This is a genomic window from Rhizobium sp. SEMIA 4085, from assembly GCF_013004495.1.
Classification (GTDB): Bacteria; Pseudomonadota; Alphaproteobacteria; order Rhizobiales; family Rhizobiaceae; genus Rhizobium; species Rhizobium gallicum.
In genome coordinates, this window is sequence record NZ_JABEPH010000154.1 from 1 (window position 1) to 12,980 (window position 12,980).

Sequence of the window (12,980 nt, forward strand, 5' to 3'; positions counted from 1 at the left end):
GCCAGGTGTCGCTGGCCCAGGCGAGCCTGGCAGCCGCCGTGCAGCAGATGGCCAGGGACTACGTCTCCCTCAACGTCGCCATCGGCGGCGGCTATGCCCCGGGCGGCAAGGTCAACTCTGTCTCCGCAACAGTGGCAAAAGGCCCCACAAAGAGCTGATAAAGCCGAAGCACGATGAAAAGAAATGTGGCGCGACCGTGCGCGGCCAAGGAAAAAGGACCCGTCCTGCCTATTGACGAGTCCTTCTCCTTCATCGGAGGAGTAGCGAGACGGTCTCGCAAGGATGATACCGCTCTTAAGCATCAGACCACGAATTCCCGGTGTTGAACATTTCTACAAAAGGATGAGCCGGCCCTACGCCCGATACGCTCTATGACGATCGCGCAAACGCGCTTCCTGTACCGTAAGAAGACAGAAGCCGGCCCGCCCGGCTATCACCCAAAGGGATTAGTTGATTTCGCGCTGTAGTATGGCATCCTTGCGTCGGGATCGGGGGCAGTACCGAGTAGAACCAATTCCAAATGCGGCAGCTAATACTCGCGGGCTAATGACCGCGAAAAGCTCCTTGCGGAAGGGCTCGCTTCATTGCTGAAGCGAGCCCGGCTTTCTCGGCCCCAAGAATATCGAGCAGTCTTCAGTCTTATACAGAATAACAGCGTCCCCGCTTGTAGGGGCGCCGCCCAGATCCTCTTCCTTCTCAGCCATCAAGCATCAAAACTCGGCGCCTTCGGGGCGAACCGCGCATTCCACCCCTTACCTACGTGGCACTCGAGACGGCCTTGCCCGCGAAAGCATGCGAAGCCTTCACAGCAAATTCGGGGAGTTCAGCAGCAACCACACATGATCAATGCATGAAATCCCTGATCTTGTAGGCGACCTCCGTGCGGTTGGTGGCATTCAGCTTTTTCATGATGTTGCGGATGTGAACCTTTACCGTACTTTCGCAAAGCTTCATTTCATACGCGATGATCTTGTTGGCCTTGCCGCGCAGCAAGGCTTCTGCCACGACCGCTTCACGCGGCGTGAAGAGTTCATCGGTGCAGTTCATGCCGTTGCTGACAGCACTGATTACGTGCCTCGCAGCAAGAATGCTGCTTGCGGGAATGAAAATTCCCCCGGCCTGGGCCAGGCCGATCGCTTCTGCAGCAACGCCAATACTGACAGTGGTGGGTATGTAGCCTCGGGCGCCGTATTCCAGCGCTTTGAGGATTTGCGAAAGTTCGTCGCTTTCCGCCCCAACGACGACAGGGCTGGATTTGAACTTCTCGGTCAATTTCGCGATTGCTTGGCCCACATCGGCATCCGTGATCTTCTTTGCGCCGATCATCAAAAGGATGACGGCCGGATCGTGCTGGATATGCTGGTTCTGCCAGTCCTCCAGCGAATTGGCGGAAATGATGTTCAAGGCCGGTTGATACTCGCGAAGGCTGCGTGACAGGCACTCCCGGTCAAGCGCCCGCGAATCGATCAGCAGCAGATACTCCGCATGCTCTTCCGTCGCGACGAAATTCGCCGACGACAGACCCCGTACCGGATCCCTCGCCTTCAAGGAAATGAGGCGGGTTGTCCTTGCGATACCAGTATTTTCGTTGGTTATTTGTTGCCCGTTCATAGCCGACTCCTACTCTCAACAAAATTGGCAGCCAAAACTAGAGACCAATTTGAAATACATACGCTTTACTTGCAAATCATACGATTAGATCAAACTTTGGGGCTCGATCTAAAGTACTTTTACAGTCGTATGAAATCCAAACGCCCAACATTAAACTTGCATTAATTATAAATGTCGGCATTAACATATGTTAACCACTACTCATAAAAGATCACATCTAAAACTTATTTCTTACGGCACAGTAACATTGCCACTAATCACTTTAGCCACAAAGAGCTACGAATATGTGAATAATCCTCATATTTTATAGAATTATCCACAGAGAGGCCTGCCGGCTCTTCTTTCGAATAGCCCCCAAAACACCTCGAAGTATTTCAGGAATTTAAAGCCGGCGCTCCGCCGGGGGCGCCAGGTAGCTGGGGTCGAAATCGACCAGTTCCTCGAGTTTCTTCCTGTCGAGGAATTCGACGACGCCACTTTTGAATACAAGCAGGCCGCTGAGCCGCATATCTTTCAGGACGCGATTGATATGGACGGTCGAAAGACCGACGGCATCACCGATTTCGGCCTGTGTCAGCGGACATTCAAAACCATCCGCCGACTCGTGCTGGAAGACACCCAGCCGAACGGCCAGCTCCAGAAGAAGATGCGCGGTCCGGGCAAGAGCATCGCGGCGCCCGATATTCGCCATCCTTTCGGTCAGCCGGGCTTGACGGCGCACCATCTCCAGGAGCAGCGCGCGGTGCAGGTCGTTCGAAGCGTTCTCGGGCTTTCGATCGCCGAGCGCCGGCAGTTCGTAAATGCGGATGTTGGAAAGCGCCTGCATCGTCTCGCGCGACAATTCCGCCGAAGCAGTCCAGACGATATCGCCGGGAAGCGAAAAATCGGACACCATGCGTGTGCCGTTTGGAAGCAGCTTCCAGGATATTATCCAGCCGCTGACCAGATAGAAGATGCGGGCCCGCCGATTTCCGACCTCGAAGATCGTTTCGCCAGCTTGGTAACCGCGGTACGCTCCCCCCGCAAATTCGCGACGCTTGAGATGACGACTTGCCGAAAGCTCATATTCCGCGGTGGTCAGTGTTACCATTCCCCAAACCCCGTAAGCGAACATCCGCTTTGATTGAACAAAAGTATAATCTTAAGGTTGGAAAATACACAATATCATGCGTCTTTTGCCGTGTCGCTTACTCCATATTGCTTAAGTTGCTTGGGAGTGCGGTGTTGCAGCCTGCCGCAGGACTTTACGCGCATACATTGAATCTTTTGCAGGCGACGGGAAACAACGCTGCGCGGCGATTGGCAAGCCTGGGGAACATCTGGTATTTCAATATGGGATTGAACAAGGGGCAGCCGCAATGCCTCGCACGTCTTCCGACATCGGATATTCGCTGATAAGGCCTGGCCGCAGCGCAAATCGCAAGCGCCGCATTCCCGTTTCCGCACAGTCCATCGTCAGCTTATATCTTTCCTGATCAATACCTTGGGCGAGCGCGGCTTTTACAAGGGCGGGAATTTCGCTCACCAGCACATGCTCTTCGTCCACAAAATAGGCTTCGCGCCCGACGGAGCGGAAGAAGCCCTCGACCTTTTTATCCCACCCAAGTCCGACATGCGCAATACGCAGGGAATAGGCGGCAATGCAGGCGTGGAGGCGATGGGAAACGATGGCATCCGCGGCATTCAGCAGCCGCAGCAACTCCGCAACATCCGCAGGCCGATCGGCAAGATGGAGTACGCCCGAGGTAAGATGACGGACCATCGAGCCGTCGTTCACGATCGTCCTCGCGAAAATGTGATCTTCCGTGGCGCCGTTGCAAAACAGCATGACGCTGAATCCGTCCTCGATCAACGCGTTTACGAGCTTGCGGTACCCAGCCGCATCCCCAAGCGGTATCGGGCCTGTCTGGCTGGCATGGCGCGTAAGTACGACCGGTTCCGTGATGCAGATGGCGACCGTCTTTCCCGCGCTCGGTCCGCGCGTCGTATCGGCTATCTGGGCGATCAGGAGCCCGGGATCAGGGATGATGTCCGGAACTGGACCGGCCGGAAAATGACGGCGCCAGCTCTCGTAAGCAAACCTGTCGCGCACTGAGACGTGCAGCAGCCGCACGCCGCCGATGCGGGCGAACAGTCGCCTGGCTGGCTCCGACCAATCGGAGCTTACGCCGACGGCATAAATCGCAAGCGGGCGGTCGAAGCGCCGAACGCAATCCAGAACTGCTCCGATCTTTAACGGGAAATTCAGGTCGTCGTCCTGGAAAAGATTGCCGCCCCCGATGACGACTGCATCCGCCGCGGCAATCTTGCGTTCCCATTCCCCACGCTGCCTGCGGAGCGCTCGCCGGACGACGAACCCGACAGCCAGCCGCCGCGCAGGCTTTGGCAACCTTTGAAGCAGCTTGAGCAGATGCCGGCGCCGGCTGCTGCTTGCCCCGCCGAACCCGCGACGGCCGGCAAGATCGACAGTCTCCACCTCGATACCGCCGCCCGTTTGCGAAAGGCCGTGCTCGATGCAAAAAGCCAATATGCCGTCGCCAAGGTTCTCGCTGTATTTGACGTTGAAGACGACGATCTTGAAGGGCATCCTGCTCATGTCCGCCTCTCGTGTAAGCTCATGGTATTGGAGGCAGAGGCCCTCGCGCGGCGCGGATCAGGCGCAGTCAGGGCGGTCGTGGCGCCGGCGAGAATGTAGATCATCAACCCGAGATCGTAGACGGTTCCGGATGTGGAAGCCGTGACCAGAACCGCCAGAATACCCATTTTCGCGGCGCGTATTGCCGCACCGCATTCATTCGGCTGCGACGATCCAACAGCCGGCTTCAACGACAGTACGGACCATATGAACAGCGCGAACAATAACGCGCCGAGCACTCCGATATTGGACAGCAGCACCAGCACGAAGCTGGAGGCCCGTGCACTGCCCAGTCCTGCACCGAAACCGAACGTGTCGAGGAACGTCTTGTAGGCAACGGCGTTCCATTCCGCACGCTCTTGTCCCGACTGGCTGTCGACTTTGGAAAACAGCATCTCGTCGAAAAAGCCGGCAACGCCTGCCGAAAACCCCGGCAGCGTCGCCAGGACAAGAAACACGATGAGCGGGGCCGCCGCGACCGAGCCGGCAATAAAGAGCGCCGGCTGGCGAGATCGGTCGGCGGGCGACCAAAAAAGGGACCGCAAGAAAAGAATCGGAACAATAATCGCAAGACCGATAAGCCCCGTAGCCGATGTCGAAAAGAGCAATGCGATGAACAAAAGCCACGTCAAAGGGCCGATTGCCCGGCCACGGACGCCTTCGAGCCAGAGGCTGGCGATGATGGCAAACAGCACCAGCGTATAGCCAGCAAATGCCGATGCTTCCGGAAAAGTCCCTGAAATCCTCTTCAGCCCGCCTTTTTCGGCGGCGGTCAGCAGCGCGTAGTTTGCCGTCCTGACGAAGCCGAGCAGATATTCGGTTCGCGTGAAATAGGTTACGATATCGGCCAGTGCGAAGCTCAATGTCACCGTCGCGGTGACCAACACGGCCTTGATGAGATCCTCATGCGCGCCTGCGCGCCTGAAGAACGCAAAGGTACTGGCGAACGCCACCAGGCCGCCCACGGCATAGACCGTCTGCGTTATATTGCTCGACGAGGCACGCAGCGGCACGAGCGAGATTATGTTTCGCAGGCCGACCGAGCGTTCGACGATCATGGTTTCCGTCATTCCCTGAAACAACCGCGGAAAGAACAATGCTGTAATCAGTCCGAAGACCGTCAACACCAACAGGATGAATCCAGCGCGCGAGGGAGAGACTGCAGCGAAGATCTGTCCCTCGCCGAATGCCATAAAGACGCGTAGAACGAAAAACAGCAGAAAGAGGTTTGGCACCAGGATTGACGCTCCGCCCATTCCGGGCAGCGCAATGGCAGCCGCCGCGCCGAATGCAGTCGACAGCATCATCCATGTGAAAGAATGCCTGACCGGGGCGAACACCAGAATTGCCCCCAGCAGAATGGTCATCAGTCCAATGAATTCGACCCGCATCCACCGCACCCAGTTTTCCTCAACAGGAAAGCTATCATGCGCCGAAGCGGCTTGTATTTACGTCCGCCTTAAGTCCTTTGCGGTAGTCCTTCGGTCGAATTGGGCCCTTTTCCGCCAAAGTGCGCGTCGGTACGGTCCGCGAGATGAGAACGTTTACGCCCAAAACCTGTCTTCGTCGTACAGGCTGGCCGCGATCGTCTGGCCGCCGGCTGGGCATCGTGATCGCTGCCGCGCTTCTGTGCGCCGGCCTGGCACATGCCGAAGACTGCGTGCCCGGTGACACCGGCGATCAAATCGATACCGAGGAGATGAAGGTCACTTTCGAAGACAACTTCGACGATCTCAGCGTGTCGGCCTGGGGGCCTGGAACCCGCTGGATCGCTCATACGCCGTGGTCCGGCGATTTCGGCGGCGCCCGTTTTGCCAATCCCGAACTCGGTTTTCCGTTTGTCGTCACCGACGGCGTTCTGCGCATCGAGGCGGCCCGCAACGCCCAGGGCGATTGGCGTTCCGGGCTGCTTGCCTCCGTTGACCCCAAGGGAAATGGGTTTTCACAGTGCTACGGATATTTCGAGACGCGCGCCCAGCTGCCCTTAGGGCCTGGCGTGTGGCCGGCTTTCTGGCTGATTGGCAAGGACAGGTCGAAATCGACCGCCGAGATCGATGTTCTTGAATTCTACGGAGACAAACCGGAAGGATATTCTTCGACCGTCCATGTCTGGCACCGCGGTGGGGGGCATTATTCGGATTTCTCGCGCATCGAGGTGTTCCGCGACGCAAGGCCCACCGACTTTCATACGTATGGCGTGAAAATAGATTCCGAATTCATCCGGATGTATTTCGACGAGAAGCTGGTCTGGAAAACCAAAACCCAGCCGGAGCACCGCCAGCCGATGTATATCCTTGTCAATCTGGGACTGGCGAAGGACGCTGGCGAAATGGACGTTCCCGATCCGTCGCATATGTTCGTGGATTACGTCCGGGCTTACAGTGTCAGGTGACGCTCCGCATTGACCGCAGGCTCACCCCCCGCATCGACCAATTCTCCGTTCGCACTCTTAAAAAACGCATGTTTCACAAGGCGTTATCGGAGGTACGCTGACGCCTGCCACATGGAACAGGGTATGGGAAAACCGGCCCTCTAAGACTTTCGTGCACTTGCAGTCATCCCAATGATCAACTGGCGATTTTCCTCGATCATGAAATCCTGTCTCCTCATTCTTTCGATTGGATGATCTCCTGCAGGGCAATGATTGGGGGCAAATCAGTGACTGATCCGGCGTTTCTTGAAACGAACGAAGCCGATGTTGTTGTGTCTTATGACCGGGACCGCTCTCTCCAGGACATCGTACGTCAGCAGGCTCGCATCGCTCCGCAGGCGACGGCGATTGTCTTCGGCGACGAGCGTCTCACCTACGATGAGCTCGACAGATTGTCCGACGCCCTGGCGGGACACCTCGCGGAGCTTGGAATCCGGAAGGGCGATGTCGTGGGCATGCTGCTTCCGCGCGCGCTCAATACCGTCATTTGCATGCTTTCGATCCTGAAGGCCGGCGGCGTCTATGTACCGCTCGATCCGGCCTATCCCGAAGAGCATCTCGCCTATGTCGCCGCCGAGTGCGCCCCCAAGGTTGTCTTCGTCGATGCGGCATCCGCTGGAAGGGCTAGCTCCGTCCCCGACCTGCGCGGCACAATCATCGATGCAGAAGTTGTGATTGGAAGGCTCGCCCACAGCGCCGTCGCCAAACGGCCGGCCGTCGAGGTCACTGGCAGTGACCCGGCTTACATCATGTACACGTCCGGTTCCACGGGCCGGCCGAAGGGCGTTACGATTGCCCACCGAAGCATCGCGCGGGTCGTCCTCGATCAGAACTATATCGATTTCAGACGTGACGACGTCATCCTTCACGCCGCTACAATCGCCTTTGACGCGACGACCTTCGAAATCTGGGGGGCGCTGCTGAACGGATGCACGGTCGCCGTCATGCCCGATGCCGATTTCTCCCTGGCGCGCCTTACAGGCGTCATGCGTGACACCGGTGTCAGCATGACCTTTCTCACCACGGGGCTGTTCAATCTCTTCGCGGACTATGCAGGGGGCGATCTGCCGAGGCTGCGCCATGTGCTTTTCGGCGGCGACGTGGGCTCTCCAGTGCATGCCCGGCGATTCATCCAGCGCTATCCCGGCTGCCGGCTGAGCAACGCCTACGGCCCGACCGAAACTACGGTGTTTGCAGCGGTCTTCACCGTACCGCCAGGCTTTGCGGAGGCCGATCTGCCGATTGGAAAGGCGATCGCCCATACCGGGATCTGCATTTTGGACGAGGAATTGCGGGAACTTCCGCCCGGCCGCGAGGGGCAGCTTGCGATATCGGGCGACGGCTTGGCGATCGACTATTTCCGTTGTCCGGAGCGCACCGCGGAGAAATTCGTCTTTGTCGCCACGCAGGCCGGCCCGAAACGCTGCTATCTGACCGGCGATATCGCCCTTCTCCAGCCCGACGGCACGGTGAGCTTCAAGGGACGCCGCGACCGGCAGGTCAAGATCAACGGCAAGCGCATCGAGCTTGACGAGATCGAGACCGCACTGAGGAACGACCCGGCACTCTCCGACGCCATCGTTCTCTGCCACCTCCAGGGTCCCGCCCTGAAACGTATCGTCGCCTATCTGCGCCCGCGCGCGGAAACTGCGCTTGGCGATCCGGCTTTCGCACAAGAGGTCATGTCGAGGCTGCGCGCCACACTTCCGGTCTACATGATTCCGAGTGCGACCGTCATGGTCGAGGCATTCCCGCTCACCCCGGCCGGCAAGGTCGACCGCGCGAGCCTCCTCCCGCCGCCGGTCGAGGCCGCCCGGCCCGATGCGGAAGCCGTGGCAAGCACGCAAGCGGAAACGCTACTGACGCAGCTCTGGAGCGAGGCGCTGGGTGCCGAAAGGATCGATCTCGACAGGAACTTCTTCGATCTCGGCGGCACCTCTCTCCAGCTTCTGCAGGTGCATGCGGGACTGGAAACAAGGCTCGGGCGCTCCGTGGATGTCGTCGCACTGTTCAAGCATCCGACCATCCGCGAGCTTGCCCGCCATATCGAGGGCAAATCCCAGAACACCGCGCGATCCATCGCCGCTGCCCAGCGGGCGGCACTTCAGAGGAAAACCATGTCCCAGTTCCGAAGGAGCGCTTCATGACGGCAACTCACGAAACCGCCCACGCCGATCTCGATCGAATTGATATCGAGGACGATCAGGGTCCGGGCGGCATCGCGATCATCGGCATGTCCGGGCGCTTCCCGGGCGCACCCTCCGTAGAAGCGCTTTGGGAGCTCGTCCGTGACGGCCGGAATGCCTTTTCGATATTCGCGCCGGACGAAATCGAAGATTGCTTCACCGACGAAGAACGCGCCGCCGCAAATTATGTCGCTGCCCGCCCGCATCTTCCGGACGTGGACATGTTCGACGCCGAATTCTTCGGCATGTTCGCACGCGAGGCAGCACTCACCGATCCGCAGCATCGCGTCTTCCTGGAAATCTGCTGGGAAGCGCTCGAAAACGGCGGCTACGATCCGCATCGCTTTGCGGGCATGATCGGCGTATTTGCCGGCTCGTCCATGCCGACCTATCTGATCAACAACGTCCTTGGCGATCGTGCCAAGGCGGAGGAATTCGCCTCCAATTATCAGATCGGCTGTTTTCAGCAGCTCGTAGGAGCGCTCAACGACGCGCTCGCGACTCGTATTGCCTACAAGTTCGATCTGCGCGGCCCCGCCTTCACGCTGCAATCGGCCTGTTCGACCTCGCTACTTGCCGTGTCGCAGGCTTGCCAGAACCTACAGACCTATGCTTGCGACATGGCGCTTGCTGGCGGCGTGTCCATCACGCTGCCGCAAAAACGGGGATATCTCTACCAGGAAGGCGGCATGGCTTCGGCTGACGGCACCTGCCGGCCGTTCGATGCGAACGCGGATGGAACTGTCTTTGCAAGCGGCGCAGGCGTCGTACTCCTGAAGAGGCTGGAAGACGCGCGAAGGGACCGCGATCGCATCTTCGCAGTCATCCGCGGCTACGGCATCAACAATGATGGCTCCGACAAAGTCGGTTTCACCGCACCGAGCGTCCGGGGACAGGCCGAGGCGATCTCCGCCGCACTGGCAAATGCAGGAGTGCCAGCCGCATCGATCGGATACGTCGAATGCCACGGGACCGCGACGCCCCTGGGCGATCCCATCGAGTTCGGCGGCCTGAAGGAGGCCTATCTCGACATTGCGGACGCGCGGGAGAGCTGTGCGCTCGGTTCAGTGAAGGGCAATGTCGGGCATATGGATTGTGCTGCGGGCGTATCCGGTCTCATCAAGACAGCGCTGATGCTTCATCGCGGCAAGATTCCGCCGATGCCCAACTACAGCCGCCCCAATCCTCGGCTCAATATCGAGGAGAGCCCCTTTTATATTCCCACCGAAATGACGGACTGGCCGGCACAGGGACATCCGCGCCGCGCAGGCGTCAGCGCCTTCGGCGTCGGCGGCACGAATGTCCACGTCATTCTCGAAGAAGCGATTGGCGAAGAGCGCGAGGCATGCTCGGACGTCATCAAGCCGTACATCCTGCCGCTGTCGGCACGCAATCAGGCAGCCTTGTCGGCTATGCGCGCCAATCTCAGCGCTCACCTGACCGAGCACCCGGAGATTTCGCTCGCAGACGTCGCCGCAACGCTGCAGAACGGCAGATGCGAGTTCAGCCATCGCTTTGCGATATCGGCCCGGACCGTCGAAGAGGCGCGGGAAAAGCTCGGCGCAGAACGAACTGCGGATTCCGTCGCATCGGACGCCCCTCCGGTTGCGTTCATGTTTCCGGGACAAGGCGCGCAATATGTCGGCATGGGTGCTGGACTCTATGACAGCGAACCGGAATTCGCACGCTGGATCGACAGGGGCGCCGAACTGCTGAAGCCTATGCTCGGCCTTGATCTTCGGATTTTCATCTGCCATTGCGGACCGGTGCCGGAGTCAATGGCTGACGAACAGCGCAACACGCGCATCGCTCAACCCTGCCTCTATCTCGTCGAATATGCGCTGGCACGGCTGTGGATGAGCCGAGGCCTCAGGCCCTACGCGATGATCGGCCATAGCGTCGGCGAATTCGTAGCAGCAACGCTTGCCAACGCAATTTCTTTCGAAGATGGACTCCGGCTTGTCGCAAGCCGCGGGCGTCTCATGCAAAGCCAGCCGCAAGGCGCGATGGTTTCGGTTCGGGCCGACGCGCAAACCGTCTCCGCTTACCTGAAAGGCGATGTCGAGATCGCCGCCGTCAATGCTCCGAAGCTGTCGGTTATCTCCGGCCCGTTCGCGGAGATCGACGAGGTTTGTTCAGCATTCGAAGTTGGCGGCATTGCCTTCAGCCGCCTGCACACGTCGCATGCCTTCCATTCGCCGATGATGGACGAGGCGGCAGCCGCGCTTTACGAGGAGACAGCCAAGGTAACCTACGGAACCGCAACGGTTCCCTATATCTCTTGCGTGACCGGAGACTGGCAGACGGCGCAACAGGGCACTTCGCCGCATTACTGGGCAAGGCACTGCCGCGACGCCGTTCATTTCGCCGATGGCCTTGCAAAGCTTTGCGACGGGAGGAAACCAATACTCCTGGAGGTTGGTCCAGGGCGGACGCTCTCCGTATTTGCTTCGCAGACCGTTGCACGGGACAATCTGAATACCGTGATCCAGTCTCTGCCCGAACATGATCGCGCGCCGGAAGCTGCCGATGTCTTCGCCGGCGCCCAAGGCAGATTGTGGATGGCTGGCTGCGTGCTCGAATGGCCGGAACTGCCCAACGGCGCAACGGCACACCTTGATCTGCCGGTCTACCCGTTCCAGCGCCAGCGTCACTGGATCGATGCGCCTCCATCGGTGCGCCGCAATGCAGGCTCTTACGCGCTGTCCCGCTCCGAGCTGCAAATCGTGGCCGAACCTTCGGCTGCGATCCAAATGCCGGCAACTGTCAGCGTCGCTCCAGCGATCGCCTCCTCTTCCGCCGACCGTATCCCTGCGCTTGAGTGCGAATTGCTGGCCACTCTCGCCGAGATGTCGGGCAATGCATTGAGGCCGGCCGACGTCGCCGCGACATTTATCGAGCTGGGCTTCGATTCCCTCTTCATCGGGCAATTCGCGCAGAGGATCGAGAAGGACTACCGGGTCAAGATTTCGTTCCGCGATCTTCTGAGCACCATTCCGTCGATCGCCAACCTGGCGAAACATCTCGATGAGAAAATGCCGGAGAAGGCGCCGGCAGCATCTCCGCCGCCTGCGGCGCATCTTCTTGCACCAGCGGCGGTTTCTGCCGCTCCGGAGATGCCTCTTGCGCCTACCCCTTCGCCGTCTGCATCGATGGGCGAAGTGCAGGCCCTCATTCAATCGCAGATTCAACTGCTCCAATCACTCTTCGCCCAGCAGCTCCAGTTGCTGCAATCCTCGGCAACCTCTCCACCGGCGGCGGTGGCAGAAGGCGCTGCAGCCGTAAGCCTGGCGCAGGCGGTACTGGCAATTGCTCCGGCTCCAGCTGCTGCTGTCCCGCCCGGAACGGCAGGTGCGCCAGTTACGCTCGCACAAAGGCTGGGTTCCGTCCCGCTCACGGAAGCTCAGACGGAGATCTGGCTGGCAGCCCAGACCGGCGATGAAGCGTCCTGCTCCTTTAACCTGTCCATTTCGCTGACGCTGGACGGCGAGTTCGACGAAGCTGCCTTTTCAAAGGCACTGAGCCTTGTGACGGATCGCCATGATGCGCTTCGAATCCGCTTCAGTCGCGCTGGCGATTCCTTCCGCTTCGCCGACGATTTCGCGCTGAAGGCGCCGCTGGTGGATCTCGCCGGCCAGCCCGACGGCGAAGCGCAGCTTCGGGAAATGCTCGACGAGGATGCAAGGACGCCTTTCGACCTCGTCGACGGCCCGCTTGTCCGCGCCTTCATCGCGCGTCTGGCAGTCGACAAGCATGTCTTCGTCTTCAGCGGACACCACATCATCTGCGACGGCTGGTCGATCAGCGTGCTTCTCGACGAGCTAGCGATGGCCTATGCGGCTTTCCGCAACGGCGAGACACCGCAATTCGAGCCGGCGCTCTCCTTTGCCACGTATGCGACGGAGCTTGCGCCCACACCCGAAAAATCCGAGAAGGACGAGCAGTTCTGGCTCGACCAGTTCAAGGAGATTCCGGAACTGCCGGAACTGCCGCTGGACCGGACGCGGCCCGAACATCGCAACTTCGCCAGTGGTACCTGCACGGGCTACATCGAGGGCGATGTCTACAAGGCGCTGAAAAAAGCTGGAGCGCACTCTGGCGCAACCCTGTTTTCAAC

7 protein-coding genes and 1 pseudogene are annotated in these 12,980 nt (G+C 59.3%); 4 read left to right on the top strand and 4 right to left on the bottom strand.

Annotated features, from left to right (window positions below):
- Positions 1-158: pseudogene (locus tag C9413_RS33365) on the top strand (nodulation protein NodT); the annotation flags it as partial.
- A gap of 685 nt (positions 159-843) precedes the next feature.
- On the opposite strand, the gene C9413_RS16630 reads toward C9413_RS33365, so the two are convergent.
- From C9413_RS16630 to C9413_RS16645, 4 genes are all read right to left on the bottom strand, one after another.
- Entirely contained in the window at positions 844-1,611 is a 768-nt protein-coding gene (locus C9413_RS16630) for a response regulator transcription factor (protein ID WP_039845618.1), read from the bottom strand.
- 382 nt (positions 1,612-1,993) lie between these two features.
- On the bottom strand, positions 1,994-2,701 hold the full coding sequence (locus C9413_RS16635) for a Crp/Fnr family transcriptional regulator (protein WP_082046547.1): 708 nt from the start codon (positions 2,699-2,701) through the stop codon (positions 1,994-1,996).
- A gap of 237 nt (positions 2,702-2,938) precedes the next feature.
- Positions 2,939-4,207 carry a polysaccharide pyruvyl transferase family protein gene (locus tag C9413_RS16640; protein ID WP_039845619.1) on the bottom strand — a complete coding sequence of 423 codons (1,269 nt, stop codon included), beginning with the start codon at positions 4,205-4,207 and terminating at the stop codon, positions 2,939-2,941.
- A complete protein-coding gene (locus tag C9413_RS16645) occupies positions 4,204-5,637 on the bottom strand; it encodes a hypothetical protein (RefSeq protein WP_039845620.1) in 1,434 nt (477 codons plus the stop codon). The genes C9413_RS16640 and C9413_RS16645 overlap by 4 nt, the downstream gene beginning before the upstream one ends.
- A gap of 218 nt (positions 5,638-5,855) precedes the next feature.
- On the opposite strand from C9413_RS16645, the gene C9413_RS16650 reads away from it, so the two are divergent.
- The 3 genes from C9413_RS16650 to C9413_RS16660 all read left to right on the top strand — a co-directional run.
- The gene (locus C9413_RS16650; RefSeq protein ID WP_318300001.1) at positions 5,856-6,638 is read left to right on the top strand and encodes a glycoside hydrolase family 16 protein; all 783 of its coding nucleotides are present in this window, start codon (positions 5,856-5,858) and stop codon (positions 6,636-6,638) included.
- A 266-nt stretch (positions 6,639-6,904) separates the two neighbouring features.
- Positions 6,905-8,824, top strand: coding sequence for a non-ribosomal peptide synthetase (locus tag C9413_RS16655; protein ID WP_348648783.1), 1,920 nt, complete (start codon positions 6,905-6,907; stop codon positions 8,822-8,824).
- Positions 8,821-12,980: type I polyketide synthase (locus tag C9413_RS16660; RefSeq protein ID WP_170250652.1), on the top strand; the 4,160-nt coding region annotated here is incomplete at its 3' end. The genes C9413_RS16655 and C9413_RS16660, both read left to right, overlap by 4 nt.